The 20,688-nt window shown below is 42.8% G+C and carries 21 protein-coding genes and 1 tRNA gene; 11 read left to right on the forward strand and 11 right to left on the reverse strand.

Annotated elements, in window-relative coordinates; translation table 11 throughout:
- Window positions 1-44: 44 nt before the first annotated feature.
- The 3 genes from V7K45_RS15550 to V7K45_RS15560 form a co-directional block, all read right to left on the reverse strand.
- A complete protein-coding gene (locus V7K45_RS15550) occupies window positions 45-908 on the reverse strand; it encodes a fructosamine kinase family protein (protein WP_335004859.1) in 864 nt (287 codons plus the stop codon).
- Window positions 909-1,060: 152 nt separating this feature from the next.
- Complete coding sequence (locus V7K45_RS15555) at window positions 1,061-2,359, reverse strand: M16 family metallopeptidase (RefSeq protein ID WP_335004861.1); 1,299 nt, start codon at window positions 2,357-2,359, stop codon at window positions 1,061-1,063.
- 541 nt (window positions 2,360-2,900) lie between these two features.
- Window positions 2,901-3,308, reverse strand: a complete 408-nt coding sequence (locus V7K45_RS15560) for a DUF3011 domain-containing protein (protein WP_335004863.1) — start codon at window positions 3,306-3,308, stop codon at window positions 2,901-2,903.
- Between the two features lie 215 nt (window positions 3,309-3,523).
- Between V7K45_RS15560 and V7K45_RS15565 the strand changes: the two genes are divergently transcribed.
- The gene (locus V7K45_RS15565) at window positions 3,524-4,153 is read left to right on the forward strand and encodes a DUF4241 domain-containing protein (protein WP_335004866.1); all 630 of its coding nucleotides are present in this window, start codon (window positions 3,524-3,526) and stop codon (window positions 4,151-4,153) included.
- Window positions 4,154-4,336: 183 nt separating this feature from the next.
- Here the strand turns inward: V7K45_RS15565 and aspS are convergent, their stop codons facing one another.
- The 3 genes from aspS to V7K45_RS15580 all read right to left on the reverse strand — a co-directional run bounded on the left by aspS (window position 4,337) and on the right by V7K45_RS15580 (window position 7,445).
- Complete coding sequence (gene aspS, locus V7K45_RS15570; protein ID WP_335004868.1) at window positions 4,337-6,124, reverse strand: aspartate--tRNA ligase; 1,788 nt, start codon at window positions 6,122-6,124, stop codon at window positions 4,337-4,339.
- A 251-nt stretch (window positions 6,125-6,375) separates the two neighbouring features.
- Entirely contained in the window at window positions 6,376-7,029 is a 654-nt protein-coding gene (locus V7K45_RS15575) for a hypothetical protein (RefSeq protein WP_335004870.1), read from the reverse strand.
- 146 nt (window positions 7,030-7,175) lie between these two features.
- Window positions 7,176-7,445 carry a hypothetical protein gene (locus tag V7K45_RS15580; RefSeq protein ID WP_335004872.1) on the reverse strand — a complete coding sequence of 90 codons (270 nt, stop codon included), beginning with the start codon at window positions 7,443-7,445 and terminating at the stop codon, window positions 7,176-7,178.
- A gap of 148 nt (window positions 7,446-7,593) precedes the next feature.
- Here V7K45_RS15580 and V7K45_RS15585 point away from each other — a divergent pair, with 148 nt between their 5' ends.
- Entirely contained in the window at window positions 7,594-8,277 is a 684-nt protein-coding gene (locus tag V7K45_RS15585) for a response regulator transcription factor (RefSeq protein ID WP_335004875.1), read from the forward strand.
- Complete coding sequence (locus V7K45_RS15590; RefSeq protein WP_335004877.1) at window positions 8,274-9,788, forward strand: sensor histidine kinase; 1,515 nt, start codon at window positions 8,274-8,276, stop codon at window positions 9,786-9,788. Before V7K45_RS15585 ends, V7K45_RS15590 begins: the two co-directional genes overlap by 4 nt.
- 88 nt (window positions 9,789-9,876) lie before the next feature.
- On the opposite strand, the gene V7K45_RS15595 is transcribed toward V7K45_RS15590, so the two are convergent.
- From V7K45_RS15595 to pyrE, 3 genes are read right to left on the reverse strand one after another with little or no spacing between them, the layout of a single operon-like run.
- A complete protein-coding gene (locus V7K45_RS15595) occupies window positions 9,877-10,002 on the reverse strand; it encodes a hypothetical protein (protein WP_335004879.1) in 126 nt (41 codons plus the stop codon).
- Between the two features lie 57 nt (window positions 10,003-10,059).
- Complete coding sequence (locus V7K45_RS15600) at window positions 10,060-10,389, reverse strand: hypothetical protein (protein ID WP_334720432.1); 330 nt, start codon at window positions 10,387-10,389, stop codon at window positions 10,060-10,062.
- Window positions 10,390-10,409: 20 nt separating this feature from the next.
- Window positions 10,410-11,033 carry an orotate phosphoribosyltransferase gene (pyrE, locus tag V7K45_RS15605; RefSeq protein ID WP_335004885.1) on the reverse strand — a complete coding sequence of 208 codons (624 nt, stop codon included), beginning with the start codon at window positions 11,031-11,033 and terminating at the stop codon, window positions 10,410-10,412.
- A 106-nt stretch (window positions 11,034-11,139) separates the two neighbouring features.
- On the opposite strand from pyrE, the gene V7K45_RS15610 reads away from it, so the two are divergent.
- A complete protein-coding gene (locus V7K45_RS15610) occupies window positions 11,140-11,574 on the forward strand; it encodes a hypothetical protein (RefSeq protein WP_335004887.1) in 435 nt (144 codons plus the stop codon).
- Between the two features lie 132 nt (window positions 11,575-11,706).
- Here the strand turns inward: V7K45_RS15610 and V7K45_RS15615 are convergent.
- Window positions 11,707-11,779 (reverse strand) — tRNA-Ile (locus V7K45_RS15615).
- A 297-nt stretch (window positions 11,780-12,076) separates the two neighbouring features.
- On the opposite strand from V7K45_RS15615, the gene V7K45_RS15620 reads away from it, so the two are divergent.
- Together V7K45_RS15620 and V7K45_RS15625 are read left to right on the forward strand one after the other, a co-directional pair.
- Window positions 12,077-12,778, forward strand: coding sequence for a hypothetical protein (locus V7K45_RS15620; RefSeq protein ID WP_322674734.1), 702 nt, complete (start codon window positions 12,077-12,079; stop codon window positions 12,776-12,778).
- A 145-nt stretch (window positions 12,779-12,923) separates the two neighbouring features.
- Window positions 12,924-14,345: a hemolysin family protein gene (locus V7K45_RS15625; RefSeq protein WP_335004889.1), complete on the forward strand. Its 1,422-nt coding sequence runs from the start codon at window positions 12,924-12,926 to the stop codon at window positions 14,343-14,345.
- Between the two features lie 74 nt (window positions 14,346-14,419).
- On the opposite strand, the gene queC is transcribed toward V7K45_RS15625, so the two are convergent.
- Window positions 14,420-15,097, reverse strand: a complete 678-nt coding sequence (gene queC / locus V7K45_RS15630; RefSeq protein ID WP_335004891.1) for a 7-cyano-7-deazaguanine synthase QueC — start codon at window positions 15,095-15,097, stop codon at window positions 14,420-14,422.
- A 338-nt stretch (window positions 15,098-15,435) separates the two neighbouring features.
- Between queC and V7K45_RS15635 the strand changes: the two genes are divergently transcribed.
- The 5 genes from V7K45_RS15635 to V7K45_RS15655 all read left to right on the forward strand — a co-directional run bounded on the left by V7K45_RS15635 (window position 15,436) and on the right by V7K45_RS15655 (window position 20,680).
- Complete coding sequence (locus V7K45_RS15635; RefSeq protein ID WP_335004893.1) at window positions 15,436-16,518, forward strand: Gfo/Idh/MocA family oxidoreductase; 1,083 nt, start codon at window positions 15,436-15,438, stop codon at window positions 16,516-16,518.
- A gap of 710 nt (window positions 16,519-17,228) precedes the next feature.
- Window positions 17,229-17,861: a DedA family protein gene (locus V7K45_RS15640; protein WP_335004895.1), complete on the forward strand. Its 633-nt coding sequence runs from the start codon at window positions 17,229-17,231 to the stop codon at window positions 17,859-17,861.
- 239 nt (window positions 17,862-18,100) lie between these two features.
- Window positions 18,101-19,258 carry a ParM/StbA family protein gene (locus V7K45_RS15645; RefSeq protein ID WP_335004897.1) on the forward strand — a complete coding sequence of 386 codons (1,158 nt, stop codon included), beginning with the start codon at window positions 18,101-18,103 and terminating at the stop codon, window positions 19,256-19,258.
- Window positions 19,259-19,263: 5 nt separating this feature from the next.
- Window positions 19,264-19,743 carry a plasmid segregation centromere-binding protein ParR gene (locus V7K45_RS15650; protein WP_322673704.1) on the forward strand — a complete coding sequence of 160 codons (480 nt, stop codon included), beginning with the start codon at window positions 19,264-19,266 and terminating at the stop codon, window positions 19,741-19,743.
- Window positions 19,744-19,975: 232 nt separating this feature from the next.
- On the forward strand, window positions 19,976-20,680 hold the full coding sequence (locus V7K45_RS15655; RefSeq protein WP_335004901.1) for a hypothetical protein: 705 nt from the start codon (window positions 19,976-19,978) through the stop codon (window positions 20,678-20,680).
- The last annotated feature ends 8 nt before the right edge of the window (window positions 20,681-20,688 follow it).

Below are 20,688 nucleotides of genomic sequence, written 5' to 3' on the forward strand. Positions count from 1 at the left end.
CAACGCCGTGTCACTAGTTTTGCACTTTATTTAATCCGCATCCGTTATCGTAAAATCTGGTCAATCATCCTATTGGCTTGGGAATCGTAACTACCCCCAAATAAATTGAAGTGATTCAAAATGTGATACAGGTTATAAAGCGTTTTTCTCTGCTCATAGCCTGGCTCTAGAGGAAATACTTCGTTGTAACCCTTATAAAACGCTGCGGGGAAACCACCAAATAATTCGGTCATGGCGATATCAACTTCTCTATCTGCAAAATAAGTTGCCGGATCGAATATCACTGGTTCTCCCGACGCAGTACACCCAGCATTTCCGCCCCATAAATCGCCATGTACTAAGGAAGGTTGCACTTGATGATCCGCCAATAGTTCAGGGATAGCTGCCAGTAACTTGTCTTGTTTGGCAAAATTACCTCCCCGTCGCCTTGCCAACTGAAATTGATAACCCAGGCGATGTTTAATATAAAATTCTGTCCAGTCTGCTGTCCAAGTATTAATTTGAGGTGTGGAACCAATGGTATTGTTAATTTTCCAACCAAAAACTTGACTATTGCTAGCTTTATGCATTACCGCTAACTTGCGCCCCATTTCTTGCCATGAATTGCTGTTACCGCCGCCAAGTTCCAACCATTCCAGAACGATGTAACTAGAATTATCAGCAGTACCCCAGCAAATTGGTTTGGGAACGCGAATACTAGCTGTTGCTAGCATTTCCTCTAAACCTAACGCCTCAGCTTCAAACATGGCAATTTGGGATGCAAGGTTTTGTTTGACGAAGTATGTTATCTCACCATTAGAGACAGCATAACCTTGGTTAATGCACCCGCCACCAACCGATCGCCGTTGCTGACTCTGGAATTTTTCGCCAGTCACCTGGCTAATATGGGTGTCAATTTGAGTCCACATGATTAAATTGGGGAGTAGGGATGAGGGAGCAGGGGGAGCAGGGGAGCAAGGGAGCAGGGGAGCAGGGGAGCAGGGGAAAGTTGCAGTAAGTTTTTCCCCTCTGCCCCTCTGCCCCTCTACCTCCTTCCCATGCCCTATTCCCAATTTTAAATTTACGGCTTGACAAAAACTGCACCATAAGCACTAGGAGATAGATATTCTTTGGCTGCTTGCATCAAGTCTGTTGCGTCTTGGCTCTGAATTATCGCTGGGTAGTTAAAGGCGGGTTCCAAATCTCCCACCAAAGATTGATAATAACCATACAACCCAGAGCGATCGCTTGGTGTTTCGTTGCCAAATATAAATCTGTTAGCTACTCGCTGCCGTATACGGGCAATTTCTGATTCTGTTATCAACTCTGTTTGTAGTTTGCTAATGTGTTGAGCGATCGCATCTTCTACAACTGCTAAATTTTCTACTGCACATTTAGCTGAAATATAAAATATCCCTTGCAGCTCGTTACTCATGTTGCTCACAGAAATTGAAGAAACTAATCCGCGTTCTTCTCGTAAATCTCTCACTAGTCTTGATGTCCGTCCGTGTCCCAAAATTCCGGCTAAAACATCTAATCCATAGGTACGATCTAACTGAGTCATTCCGGGAACTCGCCAAACCATTACTAGCCTTGCTTGTTGCAGATTCTCATCGATAAATTCTTGACGAACAATTTCTGTAAATGGGGACTCAGGATTTAGTGAAGAATGGGCAGATACGCCATTAATCGCGTCTGTACCGGGCAATGGGGAGTTGCGAGTGGCTTTTGTAAATCCTTCAGCGACAGTTGCAATTAATTCTTCCACGGGCAAATTGCCTACAGCCACAGCAGTAATTGACTGGGGTTGATACCAATTAGCATGAAAATCTCGCATCTGCTGGGGTTTAAGTCCGGCAATCACCGATTCTGGCCCCAATACCGCACGGCGATAAGGTAGATAATCAAAGGCTGTTTCCATCGCCCGGCGATATGTACGTCGTTGGGGATTATCTTCTGAACGCCTAATTTCTTCTAAAACTACCAATCGTTCGCGTTCAAAAGCATCATCGGGAATACTCGCATTCGATACTACATCTATTTGTAGTGGCGCAAGCTCGGCAAAATCTTTGGGAGCAGTAGTTATATAGTAATGAGTATAGTCTTGGCTAGTAGCGGCATTGGTGACAGCACCCCGTTCTTCAATTCGACGTTCAAACTCGCCGCTTGCCAGTCGTTCTGTTCCTTTAAAAATCATGTGTTCTAAAAAGTGAGCCATGCCGTTAATGGCATCAGGTTCTACGGCAGAGCCAACTTTAATCCATAAGTTGAGGTTTACGGCTTCAACTGGCATTTGCTCGGCAATGATTGTCAAACCATTGGGCAACTGGTGCAGTGTCGGAGCATTGAGACGGGAAAGTTTCCGCAGGGTTGAGGTCATTGCTACTTGTGTGTGAGGAGCGATGTTACTCTTTTATCTTATCCGCGACTTAAAATAAGCACTGCGATCGCTTTTCTACAAAAGAAGCGATCGCAATAGCAAGAGACGCAAAGAAGACTTAACAGGGCATCTGCCTTAAGTTGACGCTAATAGCGAGAAGCCCACCTCACAAGAAGTAGTTGAGTATTTTTTTATTCGTCAATCCCAAGAGGATGTTTGAAAAGTCAAAATACAGCAGAATTCAGAATGGGCTACGCCGCGCTGCAATAACAGAAGTAAAACAAGCTTTTTACTTGGCTTTTAGACTAGCTTGTGTACTTCATTAACTTGAAATCCGCTGTATATACCAGAAACATTTATCCAAAGGTTTTGAAACGCCGGATAAATGCCAACTCGACACGCACTCGAAAGCAATGTCTGATTAACCTACATAGAAATCAATACCCTCTTAGAGTTGATAAGGGCTTTACTTATAAAAGTTAGCAGAAGTAAGTTTCTTAAGTTCTGCTTAACTATCTATATTGATGCAATACCCAGTCTCCTATCTGTCATATCTATCGTTTCGATCGTATCTGTCATATCTATCGTTTCGATCGTATCTGTCGTATCTATCGTTTCGATCGTATCTGTCGTATCTATCGTTTCGATCGTATCTGTCATATCTGTCGTTTCTGCGATCGCCAACTGAAAACTCAGCTCGGCAACCATTTTTCACCCAAATACGATTTCTCCGATAGCCCCAATTTCCTCTACAACTGGTGTTAGACAATTGCCTAACAAGCCTCACTCGACCTCTTGCATTTACCGAACAAGTATTCCTTCGATTATTTTGGCTTGCACAAGTTATTATCTCTTGAGCCGAAGCTGGGGCAGCAATACTCAAAAGTGTACCGATACCAAGACTAGCGGCCAGAAAGGTTGCAGCAATTGTGGGAAGGCGCATAATCATAATAATAAAATGCTAGATTTCTTCCAGATTTCAGAAACAAAAACTATAGTAATTCTAGCAAATTGCATTCAGAGCCAATGCATAAATCAGATTAAATGCAAAAAATATTTGCATTTTGAACTTCATCAAAGATAACAGGTTCTATCAAGCACTTAAGCATTCTAAGGGTTTGAAGCATTTTATGCTACAATGTCTATTTCAAGCATTATACAAAAATGGATACTATTAATTTTTATAAAGCTTTAAGAGGTGAGAAACTATCTAGTTCAATTGGAGATATTACATTTACAACCCATTATGTTGGAGAATTAATTTTAACTTCAGGAAGATTAGTAGCTTGCGATCCACTTGCTTTTCCTGATAGTGAAGCTTTTCAAAAGTCTTTACCAATTGGTAAATATCCTGTTTTCTTAATTGTTGAGCATTATCCAAGAAATAATGATCAAAGAGTGGCTTATGCCATAATTCGTATTAGCGAAGAAACTCCCGTAAATTGGAAATTAGGTATTTGCTCTGATGAAGAACTAGCTTTGCTTACAGACAATGACACCTTGGGTTATCCAGTTGATTCTGGAGTCGGTTGCTTTATGGATTTTGATGCAGTAAAAATTCTTGACGATTCAATATACTATGCATACATTGCTAATCCCCAAGAAGAAAGCTTGATAGACCTGATTCAAGATGAATTAAGGAACAATTCATGGAAGTGGGCAAATATTTGTATAGATAAATCTACCCAATTAAATATAATTGCCTTTTCATCAGGGTATGGAGATGGTATTTACCCAACCTACTTTGGATACGACACCGAAGATAAAATTGTTAATATTGTCACTGAGTTTTGAATATTAAAATAATCAAAATTGCCGTTGGATTATACAAGTAGTACTCCAACCCAAAGAGCGCAAAGGGTTTGTTTTGTTTCCAAAACAACGGGTGATAAAGCGCACCTTGGGTTGGCTTTGTTTGGTATCGGCAACGAAACAAACAATATTGCTGTTTATGCCGCCTAATTGGATAAAGTCGAGTTAAGACTTTGGTTTATAAGTCGAAGCAACGTGTAATTCTTTCAACTGTTTAGCATCCACACTCGAAGGCGCATCTGTTAACAAACAACGTGCTTGTTGTGTCTTCGGAAAAGCAATGACATCCCGAATGGATTCTTCTCCAGCTAGCAACATTACCAAACGATCTAAACCGTAGGCGATGCCACCATGCGGCGGTGTACCATATTCAAATGCTTCTAAAAGAAAGCCAAATTTACTTTGTGCTTCTTCAGGAGATAATCCAATCGCTTCAAACACTTGCTGTTGAATTTCTCGCTGATAAATCCGCAGACTTCCGCCGCCAACTTCTACGCCGTTGAGTACCAAGTCGTAAGCTTGGGCGCGTGCAGTCTTTAAGTCGCTCAAATCATCAGGATGTGGTGCTGTGAACGGGTGGTGTAGTGCTTCTAGACGTTTTTCGTCAGCATTCCACTCGAACATCGGGAAATCTGTAATCCACAACAAGTTGATTTTTTCGGGATCGATTAAGTTAAATTCTCTAGCGATCGCTTGTCGTAATCTATCTAATGTTTTATTAACTGTAGCAGCTTCCCCTGCCCCAAACAACAGCAAATGTCCAGCTTTTGCACCTGTACGGCGCAAAATTTCTTGTTTTTGTTCTTCGCTTAAGTTGTCTTTAATCGCCCCAATGGTGTCAATTTCGCCATCATCCCTGACGCGGATATAAGCTAAACCTTTAGCACCGGCTTCGCTGGCTTCTTTAAATAAATCGCCACCTGGTTTAATGCGGACATTAGAAATTACATCGTTACCGTTGGGAATGGGCAGAATTTTGACGATACCACCATTGGTAACAGTGTCCCGAAAGACTTTAAAACCAGAGTCTTTGACGATATCTGAGACATCAACTAATTCCAAACCATAGCGTGTATCTGGTTTATCACTACCATAACGTTCCATCCCCTCAGCATAAGTCAGACGGGGGAAAGGACGCTGTAACTCAATGCCTTTAACTGTTTTGTAGATATGGCAAACTAAATTCTCATTTAGTTCGATAATTTCTTCTTGGGACATGAAGCTCATTTCCATGTCCAACTGCGTGAATTCTGGTTGTCTATCGGCGCGTAAGTCTTCGTCACGAAAACAACGCGCAATTTGATAATATCTATCTAAGCCGGATACCATCAGCAATTGTTTAAATAGCTGGGGTGATTGCGGCAAAGCATACCACTCACCAGGATTGACGCGACTGGGTAGAACGTAATCTCGCGCTCCTTCTGGCGTAGAACGGGTAAGGATTGGGGTTTCGACTTCGATAAAACCTTCCAAATCTTCTAAATAACGACGCATGGCTTTGACAATTTGATGACGCAGTTGCAAATTTTGCGCCATACGTTCGCGTCGCAAATCCAAATAACGATATTTCAGCCGTAAGTCTTCTCGTACTGTTTCGGTGTCAGCTACAGAAACTTGGAAAGGTAACTGTTTGCGAACAGCATTGAGTAGTTCAATTTTATCGGCGTAGATTTCTACCTCGCCTGTGGGGATGCGGGTATTCAACGATTCTTCGGGACGTTGTGTTACCCTACCAGTGATTTCGACAACATATTCATTTCGCAGGGCGTTCGCATATTCGTAAGAATCTGGGGTGCGTTGCGGATCGCTGACGATTTGGACAGTTCCAGAGCGATCGCGTAAATCTAAAAATATCACACCACCATGATCGCGGCGACGGTCTACCCATCCGTAAAAGGTAACAGTTTCTCCAATATGTTCTTTTCGGAGTTCGCCGCAATAGTGAGTTCGCATAAGTCTTAGTTATTGTTTCCGGGCTAGATTGGCAAGAAAATGTCAAAGCCTTCCCATTATCTAGCATCAATAGTAATTGTAGTAGTTCTGGTGAAAGAAAAAATCAAATAATCTCACACTATATATACAGCATCTTTCATCTATTTGAACCACACCCAATACTTGCCGGGTTTTGGGGGAAAGGTTCTGTATTTTCCCTTTCCCCTTTCCCTTTAACCTTTACCCTTTTCCCCCTCTTGCAAAAAGGTCTACTATTTTGGTTGATTAGGAGGATTTTCTTGAGGAGAGGTTCCGCCATCGCCAGGAGGATGAGGTGGAACACCTAATGCGTCGATCAACTGTTGTTCGGTGACACCCAGCTTTGCTGCTGCGGCTTTAAAATCCGGTCTGGGTGGGCGTTGACTGCGATCGCCTGGATTTGGTGGATTAGCAGGAACTCCTAACGCCGCCTTTAACTGGGCTTCTGTAACTCCTAACTTTGTTGCCGCCGCTTTAAAATCCGGTCGAGGTGGGCGTTGATTGCGATCGCCTGGATTTGGCGGATTGGCAGGAACTCCTAACGCCGCCTTTAACTGGGCTTCTGTAACTCCTAACTTTGTCGCCGCAGCTTTAAAATCCGGTCTGGGTGGGCGTTGATTGCGATCGCCTGGATTTGGCGGATTGACAGGAACTCCTAACGCCGCCTTTAACTGTGCTTCTGTAACTCCTAATTTTGTGGCTGCGGCTGCAAAATCCGGTCTGGGTGGACGAGGCCGTTCGTTTGATGGTTCGTTGGGCGGTTGTTGCGCCTGTGCAATTCGATCGAATTGATTAGCGGCATTTGCTTGATTGAGCGAAATAAAACCAAATGTGCCAACCAGAACAGGAATCGCTGTTACTACTAGTACTCTACGAATATTCATCATTAAATCTCCAAAGGTTTATATTTCTAATTAAGTCTTCTCAAAATAACAGTCTGCCTTGTTTTTAAATTACAGTTTTGTAATTTAGAAACAACAATACTCTGACGAGATCGCCTCTGAGGGGGAGGCGAAATACAAAGGTGCATCAATTAACGGTTATTGCGTTCTCCTCGGTTTTGAACTGCTTCTTGATTATGAGCTTGGGGACGTTGGGGAGTACGCTTTTTTTGATGTAGACGGGGTTTAGAATGTCTAACTTGTGGTTTTTTCTCAGATATTTCTGGTTTGTTGGGCTGTTGTGAAATCTCTGCGTTTCGATGAGGTGGATTAGCGGCATTTGCTTGATTGGGTGCAACAAAACCGAATGTACCAATCAAAAAAGGAATTGCTGCTACGGCTAAGACTCGACGGATATTCATAAAAATCAACTTTCAAAAGCTAGGGTGTTCATATTTCTAATTGAGCCACCTCAAAATTACAGCTTTCCTATTTTCTAAATTACAGTTTTGTAATTTGAATAAAAAATAATGAATTTAGAATAGAAGAATATATGAATTAATAAATACTGTGAACGTTCTGTTGGTTGAAGATGAAGCGAAAATTGCTAACTTTGTCCGAGCTGGATTAAAGGAGCAGGGATTTGTTGTAGACTACTGCGATAACGGTGATGACGGATATCTGCGGGCATTAGACAACGAATATGATGCGATTATACTCGACATTATGATGCCGGGAAAAGATGGACTATCGATTCTAAAACTATTGCGGCAGAAAGGTCGGAATGCTCCGGTGATTTTGTTGACGGCTCGCAATGAACTAGACGATCGCTTGCAAGGGCTAAATTTAGGAGCGGATGACTATATTGCTAAACCGTTTTTTGTGGAAGAGTTAGCGGCTAGAATTCATGCCGTTGTGCGCCGGAGTATAAGCGAGCGCCAAAATCTACTTTGCGTTGGCCCGATCAAACTCGATCGCATCACTAGGGAAGTAACTTGCAATCGCCAAGCGATAGAACTCACCAGCCGCGAGTTTAATCTTCTAGAATATCTCATGCGCTCTCCCGGACGGGTTTTCACTCGTACTCAAATTTTGGAACACGTTTGGGGCTACGATTTTAACCCCAACACCAACGTTGTGGATGTTTGTATCCAGCGAATTCGTAAAAAGATCGATCCCCTTGATGAAGCAGTCTGGATTGAAAGCATTCGAGGGGTTGGATATCGATTTCGCAAGCCAGATTCTTCATCATGAAACTCCCTTCCTTTCGACTCCGCATTGCTTTGTTGTCTGCGGCTCTAGCTGGAAGCACATTAGTCGGATTTGGCGCGGTTTCCTGGTTTCAGATTTACAATGCCAAGATTAGCCGCCTAGATGCAGAACTATTAAATCACTTGATGCGGGCAACCCCGAACTTCCCTCCACGAGAGGAACCTCCCGCTAGCGCAGCCTTTCCCAGAAAAGAAAACTCAGGCGAGCGATCGCGATGGCAATTTTACGAAGATTCATTATCTTATTCCTTCGGAAGCAATACAAAAACCCCTGTCGCCCTGGTGGTGCTGGACGCAAACAACAACATACTTTATCAATCCAACTCCCTACCTGCCGACCTTGAAGTGAATCGTCTGTTGCTGGCGCGTCTGCAATTGACACCTCAACCACCGCCCCCGAAGAGAGAACCACCACCTTTACCCTCCAATACAAATCCATCCTTCGAGCGGCCACCACTGATTCGTCCACGCCCACCTCAATTTGTCACAGAGCGGACAAAAACAGCAGTCTGGCGGATTGGAGCAACTAAATTTCCCAATGCTCAGGTTGCTATTGCCGTTAGCTTGCAAGCCGTAGATCGAGATATGGCTACCATTCGCAATATCTTCCTGGTTTCAATTCCGGGAGCGCTGCTACTTGTTGCGGTGGGAGCATGGTTAGTTTCTGGTGGTGCTTTACGTCCCATCCGGCAATTAACGGGCGTAATTCAACAGGTAACTGTCAAAGGACTAGATCAGCGGATTCCCATTGGGACAACTGATGTTGAATTTGTCGAACTGATTCAAGTGTTTAACCTGATGTTGTCACGCCTGGAACGTAGTTTTACCCAAGCTTCCCGCTTTAGTGGTGACGCGGCTCATGAACTAAAAACCCCACTAACTATTTTGCAAGGCGAACTAGAACGAACACTCCAACAAGTCGATCCCGGTAGTGAAGTACAACAGCGCTTAAGCAATTTGTTAGATGAGGTGCGCCGCCTGAGTGGAATTATGCGAAAACTCTTATTGCTGTCTCTGGCAGATGCCGGAAAAATGAGCTTGTATCTAGTTGAAGTGGATATGTCTGAGTTGCTGATGGAGATGCTAGAAGATGTGGAAATGCTAGCTCCCCATTTGACAGTGCAAACTGACTTTACTGATGGATTGTGGGTAAAAGGCGATCGCGATCTTTTAATTCAAATTTTGCAAAACCTATTTAGTAATGCAATTAAATACAATCTCGCCAACGGCTGGATACAGATTCGCGCTCATCAAACTCCAACAACTCTTCACGTTACAATTGTCAATGCATCAAAAGATATTCCCCTAAGCGATCGCGATCGCATTTTTGACCGATTTTATCGCGGCGATCCCTCACGTAACCGCAAGGTAGAAGGAATCGGACTAGGACTGAGCCTAGCACGGGAAATTGCTAGGGCACATCGTGGCGACCTCACCCTTGATTTAACATCTTCTGGTCAAACAGCGTTCACCCTCACCTTACCGATGAAGTAATTCCTCTTTTGTTACTACAGTAAGCCGGAAAAAGTAATACCAATTTGAAAAAAGAATGCGACAAATAGACCATTTGTAGAGACGCGATTCATGAGCCAGCGCGTTGCGGGGGTTCCCACGCCACTTGCTCCACTTGGGGAAACCCCAAGACCGCAGTGGCTCCCCGTTGTAGCGACTGGCGTCGCGTCTTTACCCAAGGGTGTGTCGCAATCATTAATTGAATTGGTATATGTAATTTATTTAGAGCGATCGCGCAAGCTCATTGCATTGGTTAATTCAAAGCATCAGCGATCTTAATACCAAGGTGCTGCAATGCTTTTTCTTTGACAAATTCAGCTGCACTACGAGCCGATTCCGCCAAAATAGTATCGGTGTTTGGAGTCAGCTTCAGCGCTCCTCCCAGATATCCCAAAGCTTTGCAATAATCATCAGTCAAGTTGGTAGATGCCAGTCTTTTTACAGTTTGATAATCGCCACTCTGAAAAGCTGTTAACGCTTTGTGGTGTAAATCATTTTCTGGCTTTCCTAGTACTTCAAGAATTGCATTCACAGCTTTATCGACTTTTTCTTGTGTTAGTTCTGTAGATACTGTTGCTTGCATATTTATCTCTCTCCTTTTGTTCATGAATTTGCAAGTTGTCGGTAGCGTTCTTGAACTTCCTGAATTGAAAACAAAGTTTCAAACTTCAACCCCGCTGACTGGTACAACTTACCTCCCCCTTGTTGTCGATCTACCAGTGAAATTACTTGATTTACGGTATAACCTGCATCTTTAAGACGCTCAACCGCTTTGAGAGCAGATTGCCCAGTTGTTACCACATCTTCCAAAACTACTACTTTTGCGCCCTCTGGTAAACTGGGGCCTTCTATATAAGCTCTTGTCCCATAACCCTTGGCTTCCTTGCGAATAATCAGCGCTGGTATTGGGCGGTTTTCATAAACAGAAACTATACTCACTGCTGTCACAATTGGATCGGCTCCCATTGTTAAACCACCTACAGCCTGTGTATCTACAGGTAATAAAGGAAATAGTAATCGTCCGACTGCTAAAGCGCCTTGGGGATGGAGTGTTACCTGTGTCTTATTGACGTAATAAGAACTACGCAGCCCAGAAGATAGGAGAAAATCACCCTCTTGATAAGCAAGTTGGCAAAATAAATCTAGTAGCTTGTGGCGTAAAGTGGTCAAATCAGAAGTGGTTGCCCAAATATCTGAGTGGGTAAGAGTTTCAGTAGGATACGTCATTACAAAACATTAAAAGTTGTGCTACACCAAAGGTTGAACTCATCAGAGTTCTGAACTTCAGCATAAATTAAGATTCGCCTAAAGCAAAAGTTGAGGAGTCAGAAACGTGCGTATAAAATTTAAAACCTTTGGTGGTTTATTGGTGCTGCTTGCTGCTGGTATTGCTTTTCCCTCTATTGCATCTGCCCAAACGGCAACACCCAATTCTGAAACTTTGAATGATGTATTTGAAAGAGCTTATTTTCGTCACGATCGCAATTTCTACGAAAATAGTAGCAGCCTCAAGCGTCAGCTAGACTCATTTTTTGGATCTGGTTCTGGTTTCGGTGGTTCCTTCCCAGAAAATGAAATTGCCCACGACGCTAATTTAGTTAATACTTTATATCATGATGCCATGACTCAGCAAGTTGGCAACGATCCTTATATCCGTACTCCTGATTTACCAAATCCTTATGACACATCGTTGCTCGTGTCTCCTCGCTATAGCAACAAACTCAAAGTAGGAACTGAATTCAGGTTTGAAACTTTACCATCTCGGTAAGATTGGGGAGTGGGGAGTAGGGGCAGGGGAGCAGGGAGATGAGGGAGACAAGGGGACAAATAAAACTCCTAACTCCTAACTCAGCACTCCTAACCCCCCATGCCCTTCTATTAATATTTTTTGATGATTCAGTGCGCCCTGCTGGAATCGAACCAGCCTGAAGACGAATTATGAGTTCGTTGCCTCCCCAATCGGCCAAAGGCGCTTGTTTTTTGGTTTGTGGGTTGCTACGAGAAAATTACTTCAACTCTTAGGTCAACCTGATTTACTAAATTTTAGAGTGAGAAAAATAGCTCACGCACTGAGTTTAGCCAATTCCATGAATATAGCACAAATTTACCACGTGTGAATACTGGACAATAGTTTATTAGATTTTTATACTACATAATTTGATCATAGATATAGTGCAAACTAATATTGATTAAGTTCCTTTAAGGATTGAGGTCAAAAGCTTCACTATTCTTAAATAGACCAGCATTCTTATTGTGATAGCTTGTCAGCGATGAAAATAAATTCTACTGTACTTCTTACTTTGATTTTGTTAATTCTGATGATGGGAGCAGGTTCTGTGAGCGCACTTTTGGGCTTTGAACTGGGGAGTTCAGCACTTAAAGGCGTGACTACACCAGATGGGCGTCCTACAACCAAATTTGCCAGCAATAAGGCAAATAGCTCTCAACAGGGAGGGCTAGTGCTATTAAAAGAGGAAGAAATTCTGAAAATAGTCAAGGCGCGAATTGAGGGTAAGACCAAAGCCGCTAAATCGGAAAAGCCCGAAGAAGATGATGAAGAAACCAATAGCAGCAAGCAGAAGCCAGAGGAAAAACCCCCAGAAGTAGTTGAAGAAAAGCCCCTACCAGGTTTTCCAGTTACTGCCCAAAGTCAAGGTGTAACAATGACTGTGCAATCTGCTCGCTACTCTGGTGGTGATTTACTACTGAAAGTGAAAATGCAGAATAAAGGTAAGGATTCTGTGCGCTTCTTGTATAGTTTTTTAGATGTTACCGATGACAAAGGACGAACCCTGAGTGCTAGTACGGAGGGTTTACCAACAGAATTGCCTGTAAATGGGCCAGCATTTTCAGGTACAGTGAGCATTCCTACAGCTTTACTTGATGATGTCAAGAAAATATCACTTGCTCTCACTGATTATCCCGCTCAACAATTGAAGCTAGAGGCATCGAATATTCCTGTAGAAAGGTAGAAGAGGCAATTTTAGATTTTAGATTTTAGATTGGAGATTTGGTACTAAGTAATTTAGCTAATCCCTAATACCCAAAACTTAATCCAAAATCCAAAATCCAAAATCCAAAATCCAAAATCCAAAATCCAAAATCCAAAATCCCTACATGGAGGGCGTGAGTTTTACACGAGCTTTGGCGGTGAGTGGTTTTCCTAATTTAAGTTTGATAGAAGTGGCGCTGCGGTTGTTATCAGTGCTACTACTGATTGCCATAAATGCCTTTTTTGTGACGGCGGAATTTTCGATGGTGAGCGTGCGGCGATCGCGTATTCACCAGCTAGTTAAAGCTGGGGATATTCCAGCGATCGCTGTAGAAATGTTACAACGCAGTATTGACCGACTGCTATCTACCACTCAGTTAGGCATTACCCTCTCTAGTTTGGCACTGGGATGGATTGGCGAAAGTACGATTGTTGTACTGGTGAATGCCTGGTTAAGATCCTGGCCTTTACCCAGTGGGATGACTACCTTCCTCGCCCATTCCCTATCAATTCCTATCGCCTTTTTCTTAATTGCCTATTTGCAAATTGTAATTGGAGAATTATGCCCCAAATCCTTAGCCATGCTGTATTCAGAACAGCTAGCAAGGTTTTTGGGGCCTCCGGTAAAAGCGATCGTGCGTTTTTTTGGTCCCTTCATCTGGATTCTTAACCAATCAACTCGTTTTTTATTACGGATTTTTGGCATCCAATACACAGGTCAAGGCTGGCGACCGCCTGTAACTCCCGAAGAATTGCAACTGATCATCTCTACAGAATGGGGGTCTACTGGGTTACAGCGTGCAGAGCGAGAATTGCTCAATAATGTCTTCGAGTTTGGGGATGTCATGGCGCAAGATGTGATGATCCCGCGCACCAGTATTATCACGCTGCCAAAAGATGCTACCTTCCAGACATTACTCAGGGAAATGGCTTCTACTGGTTACTCTCGCTATCCTGTGATTGGTGAATCTTTGGACGATGTTCGCGGCATTGTTTATTTTAAAGATTTGGCACAACCTTTGGCTGTCGGAAAGCTCAGTTTAGAGACGCAGATCCAACCTTGGATGCGTCCCGCTCGGTTTGTTCCAGAACACACGCCCTTGAGTGAACTTTTGCCCATGATGCAGCAAGAGAAACCCGCTATGGTGATGGTAGTGAATGAATTTGGCGGTACTGTGGGACTAGTGACAATCAAAGATGTCATTGCCGAAATTATTGGCGATCCCAACGAACCTGAGAGCAACGACGACTTGCTGATTCAGATGTTAGATGAGCAAAAATTTTTGGTACAAGCCCAAATTAATCTTGAAGACCTTAACGAAGTTTTGCATCTCAATTTGCCCCTGGCCAGAGAATACCAAACACTAGGGGGCTTTTTGCTGTATGAGTTACAGAAAATTCCGGCCATTGGCGAAATCTTTTGTTATCAAAATCTCGAATTCACGGTGGTATCGATTGTTGGCCCACGCCTGCATCAAATTCAACTGCGGCGGTTAGAGGAAGAGGGGAGAGCAGAGGAGCAGGGGAGCAGGGGAGCAGGGGAGTAAGAATTTTAGATTTTAGAATTTGGATTTTAGATTGAAATTTAATCCAAAATCTAAAATTGAATTGTCCAATGCCTCTACTGTGCATAGGCCAATGGATCGACAAGTCCCAATTCGGTAAAAGCTGCTAGCCTTAAGAGACAAGAATCACACACGCCGCAGGCGACATCTCCACCAGTATAGCAAGACCAAGTTAGTTCCCAAGGAACTCCCAATTGGTTCCCTAGTTGGATGATTTCGGTTTTTTTCAAGTTGATTAGGGGCGCAACAATATTAATTGGTTGTCCCTCACGTCCTTGTTTGGTTCCCAGGCGAAAAACTTCCTGCATTGCTTGGATATAATCGGGGCGACAATCAGGATATCCTGAGTAATCTAGGGCATTAACGCCGATATAGACACGCTCTGCTGCGATCGCTTCGGCGTAACTAAGAGCAAAGCTTAAAAAGATGGTATTACGAGCCGGAACGTATGTGACAGGAATATTTTGAGACATTTCATCTAGCGATCGCTCCTGGGGTAAATCAATGGCATCATCGGTAAGGGCCGAACCGCCCCATTGTCGTAAGTCAAAGTTAACTACCTGATGTTTTGCGATCGCAGCTTTTTGAGCGACACTGAGCGCTGACTGTAACTCTCGTCGATGTCGCTGCTGGTAATCAAAGGAAATAGCATGACATTCACAGCCATCAGCTTGAGCTTTGTACAGAATTGTGGAAGAGTCCAATCCCCCAGATAATAAAATTACAGCTTTCATCTCGGTTGCAAATTTTGGATTTAAAATCACTGCATCAAACCTTAACAAGACGCCAGAAAGCGATGCCAAGGAGAATTTATACTTAGGTCTTACCGAAAGGTTTAAAGTTAATAAAAATACATATATTTTTGTGGAAAGGACAAAATTCAAATCAAACTCGAAATATCTATACAAAAGATATTTAGATTACGGGAACCGATCGCAAACTTTGAAATTCTTCATAAACATAGGCTCTATGTTACCATCTGGATGGTTTTAGACGGATCGTAACCGGCTTTCGAGTATAAACGCCAACGGCCGTAGCGTCTCTAAATTTGGTGGTTGAGGAGAGAATAATAGTGCAAAATAGCATGTTAGTGGCAGAACCGAATCCATATACACAGCGCAACCAGCCACGACCAATCCGCATAGGCGTGATTGGAGTGGGTAACATGGGACAACACCACGCTCGCGTGCTGAGTTCAATGAAAGATGTTGAACTAGTCGGAGTGGCAGATATTAACGTCGAGCGAGGATTAGAAACTGCCAGCAAGTACAAGGTGCGTTTTTTTGAAGATTACTGCGATCTGCTACCCCTTGTGGAAGCAGTTTGTGTAGCTGTTCCCACCCGTCTGCACTATGCCGTGGGCATCAACTGTCTGTTAGCGGGAATTCATGTTTTAATTGAAAAACCGATTGCAGCCAGTATTTCTGAAGCAGAGTCTTTAGTAAATGCCGCAGCTGAGTCTGGGTGTATCCTGCAAGTAGGTCATATTGAGCGTTTTAACCCAGCTTTTAAAGAACTGAGCCAAGTTCTAAAGACAGAGGAATTGCTGGCGCTAGAAGCCCACAGAATGAGTCCTTACTCAGATCGGGCAAACGATGTTTCAGTTGTGCTGGATTTAATGATCCATGACATCGATCTACTTTTGGAATTAGCTGCTTCCCCAGTCACAAAATTGACTGCTAGCGGTACTCGCTCCCTAGACTCTGGTTATTTAGATTACGTAACCGCCACCTTGGGGTTTGCCAATGGTATTGTTGCTACTCTGACTGCTAGTAAAGTCACTCACCGCAAAATTCGCCGAATTGTCGCCCATTGCAAAAATTCATTTACTGAGGCAGATTTTCTCAAGAATGAAATTTTGATTCACCGACAAACGGCTGCCAATTCTCTCACCGACCACCGACAAGTACTTTACAGGCAAGATGGTGTAATTGAAAAAGTCTATACCAGCAATATTCAACCCCTAAGTGCAGAATTAGAACATTTTGTCAACTGCGTACACGGTGGCAATCAACCTTCAGTAGGTGGCGAACAAGCTCTCAAAGCCCTGAGACTCGCAAGTTTAATTGAGCAGATGGCGCTGGAAGATCGAGTTTGGAATCCCTTAGACTGGCAATCGGAACCAAGGGTACAATCTTTGACTCCCACAGTCTAGAAGAAGGGACAAGGGAGACAAGGGGGACAAGGGAGAATTTTCTCCCTCTTCTCCCCGTGTTGCCCCACAGGTTCGACTTCAGCAGAAAACCTAGAATATGTTTTTAAATTTGCCATCAAATCTTTAGATCCTTCCTAGTCCCTTTAAAAAAGCAGGCTAGGGGGGATCTAAAAAATTAGAAAACAAAACCTAGTGGTTCGTTTGATTAATTTTGTGAGATTCGTAGTGAGCGATAAATCGTTCAATCTCAAAGGCTAGAGCTACTTACGAACTTTTATAACTCTCAACATTAATGAAACAGACAACCTAGCTTCCACTTGTCTAACTCTGTTTTTCAGTTGTGATGCCAATTTTTAGTGCAACCAAATTCCCTTGACCCTCCGAATTTTAGATTTTAAATTTTGGATTTTGGATTGTTTTTGGTTCAAGCCCCGCCCCGCTTCAATTTTAGATTGAAGATTGAGGATTTTTTAATCCAAAATCGCTTGACTGAGCGACTTGTGCCGACTTGTGCCGAGCGAAGTCGAGGTAGCAAAGCCGAGGTAAGCGAAGTGCAAAATTTCTTGTCCCTTGGGGCGGAATCAATCTAAAATCCAAAATCCAAAATCCAAAATCGGATTGACTCTAGCAAGCGGGAATAATTACCCTTTAAAAAAGCTAAAGCTGAATTTAGCAACAAGACTAGTCCAGCAATTTCAGGAATTAACTCAATGCTTGAATGGATAACTAATACTATCAATTATTTTGGCTATTGGGGAATCGCCCTACTAATGTTTTTAGAGAACCTTTTTCCCCCCATTCCTTCAGAATTGATTATGCCACTAGCTGGATTTACAGCAAGTCCATATCAACCAGGAGGGGCAAAGCTAAATATCATTGGTGTATTTTTCGCAGGACTTTTGGGTTCTGTATTGGGCGCACTTATTTGGTACTATCCGGGTAAGTTTTTGGGTGAAATCCGTTTGAAAGCTTGGGCTGACAAGTATGGCAAATGGCTGGCTATATCCAGTAAAGATATTACCAAGGCCAAAGAGTGGTTTGACCGACAAGGTAAAACAGCAGTATTAATTGGTCGTCTTGTGCCAGGAATCCGCACCTTGATTTCTGTTCCCGCAGGTATTAGCAATATGCCCCTGCTACCATTTTTGTTTTACACAACATTAGGTAGCGCTGCTTGGGTAGGTTTGTTAACATACTCAGGATACATATTGGGTAGTCAGTATGAACTTGTGGACAAGTACCTTGCTCCTGTATCTAAAATCGTACTTGGCGGTTTGGTTCTAGCATTTGTTTTCTGGATATTCAAGCGCCAGTTAAGACGGACTAGACGCACTAGAAGATGAAACACGGACGCTTTTGGTTTGAAAGCAGTGAAAGCAGGGGTTACATCTGGCCAAAATTCGCCTACACTATGCCAAATAATACTAGATGTGCGTTGGCAGAGCTTACCAGAGGTATCGCCGGAATTAATTTTTGGCGTATTTCTAGCTACACTTGACGCAACCTAGAATTTCTGGTTGCTCGCATTTTTGTAAGATGAGCATGACAACTTTTTACAGTTAAGTTTGAACTAGGAGCTTTCATGACAGACCAACCTTCCGCCGCTACCCCCATCAATGCTGCTGCTATACCCATGAATAGGCAGCCGTTAGCATCGACTCCTATCAATGCTGTTAATAATAATCCTCCCAAGCCAACTGGTGTTCCGGGAAAAACTATTCTCAGTGTTGATTTAGGCAGAACTTCCACAAAAACTTGTGTGAGTCGTGAACCCGGCAGTGTGGTGTTCGTCCCTGCCAACGTCAAGCAGATGTCAATCGAACAAGTACGCGGTGGTGTTTTTGAAGCCAGGGCTACTGACCCCTTAATGGATTTGTGGCTGGAGTATCAAGGAAATGGATATGCTGTTGGTCAACTAGCAGCCGATTTTGGGGCGAATTTAGGAGTCGGACAATCTAAGGTAGAAGCTGCACTGGTAAAAGTTTTAGCAAGTGCTGGCTACTTCAAACTTAGAGACGATATCTCAGTTGTACTTGGTCTGCCTTTTCTTTCTTTAGAGCAATTTGAAAAAGAAAAAGCACAATTGATTAGCCAAGTAGGTGGCCCTCACGTGTTGAACTTCCGAGGCGAATCTGTGTCGCTGAACGTCAGTAAGGTATGGGTAATGCCAGAAGGCTACGGCAGCCTGTTATGGTCTGAAGCTCAACCCAAGAAAAACCCTGGTAGTCCCGATTTTACAAAAATATCGGTGGCGATCGTCGATATTGGTCATCAAACCGTCGATCTTTTGATGGTAGATAACTTCCGTTTTGCCAGAGGTGCTTCTAAGAGCGAAGACTTCGGAATGAATAAGTTTTATGAATTGGTGTCCGCCGAAATCGAGGGAGCAGATAGTCAATCTCTAGCGTTGATTTCCGCTGTCAACAAACCCAGAGGTGAACGCTTTTACCGTCCTAAAGGCGCTAGCAAGCCCACCAACCTAGATGATTTTCTTCCTAACCTTACAGAGATGTTTTCTCGCGAAATTTGCAGCCGTGTGCTAGCCTGGTTGCCAGAACGCGTCACCGATGTGATTCTTACTGGCGGCGGTGGTGAGTTCTTCTGGGACGACGTTCAACGTCTGCTCAAGGAAGCAAAGATTAATGCTCATTTAGCAGCACCTTCCCGTCAGGCGAATGCTTTGGGGCAGTATATTTATGGAGAGGCACAATTATCCTCCAATCGCGCTGCTAGGGCATAAAGCTGATGTTCCAATGGTCAAAAAAGGTAGTTAAATCCGTCACGTTCAACCCAGAGCTTGCTGATGAAAGCTTGTTAGCGCAAGTAGAAAGTTATTTGGAAAAACAACCAGACAAGACTTTCAGCGATCTCTGTAAAGAAGCCTTGTGGCAATCTTTATGTGTACCGGAAACTGTACAACCTGCTCCACAAACGGCAGTAAACACACCGATCGATCAACAAATCGGTGAACTGCAACGTCAAGTGGCTGGACTTGAGGAACGTTTTTTTGCCAAGGGATCTAATCGTTTGGAGGCGATGGAACATCATCTTCTGCAACTTTCTCAACAAGTTGCACAACTGGCGCTTATAGTCAACGATCGATCGTTCATTCCGTCTCCAACTCAATTAGAAGTAGTAAATAATACTTCTTATACTGTTGCTACCCCTCCTCAAGAGGTTGACCCCGTAATCAGTCGCCTTAGTCAGTTTCTCGATGATTTTTAAGGAAAAATCAGGTTTGTGAGCAGTTTTTGCTCATATTAACAATCCTTAATAGTTAACACTATTAAGGATTATTAATGTTTATATATGGAAAGAGATTTGTGTAGATGGTGCGATCGCTCATAATATTGAGTCATCATGGGAATCTCAGTTTATCTGTTCTGGTATTCTTGTTATTTGATGTCAAAGCCTAATTTACAAACAAATTTTGGCTAACTCTTAATTAGATAACATCATGGCTAATTCTTACACTAATATTATTGTCAAAGGGCAAAATCAAGAAGTTTTACTTAATTATCTTGAAAGGTTAAGAATAAATGCTTATGTTTCTCCTTTTATTAAGGATATCGCAATTGTCTATGCTGAAATAGCAGAGAATGATTCTAAGGAACTTTTTAGTTTAGCTTCTCTAATATCAAGTCAGTTTAATAACTATACTTTAGCAGTATTAAATCATGATGAAACTGTTTTTCATTATGAGCTATATGAATGTGGTAAGTTAGTAGACCAGTATATCTCTAATCCAAAATTTCACGATTTGGAAGCTGAAGATATTCCAAAAGGAGGAAATGCACAAAAACTTTGTAGCGCTTTCGAGGTAACAAAAGCTGTTAAGAAGGTTAAAGCAATTCTAGAAGAACATGGAGAAGGAATTTATCTATTTTCCTCAGAACGCCATAAGAAATTAATTAAGGCACTTAAAATTCCTTTTTTCTGGGCAACCGAGAGCGTAGGAGGATATATTTATATTCAGAAAGGCGCTATTACCCCCATGAGAGAGAAAGAGCTTACACCAGAATTCGCCCTCTCTATGTTGAAAAAAACTAAAAGTGTGAATAGTCAAAATGTTTTTCAGATCGAAGCCAAATCTCCGTTAGAAACTCTCTTAAAAGTTAAACAATACAATTCCTCACTGCCCAAGCTTCACCAGCAGCTATAAGACGCAAA

Source organism: Nostoc sp., assembly GCF_036917375.1.
Taxonomy (GTDB): Bacteria; Cyanobacteriota; Cyanobacteriia; order Cyanobacteriales; family Nostocaceae; genus Nostoc.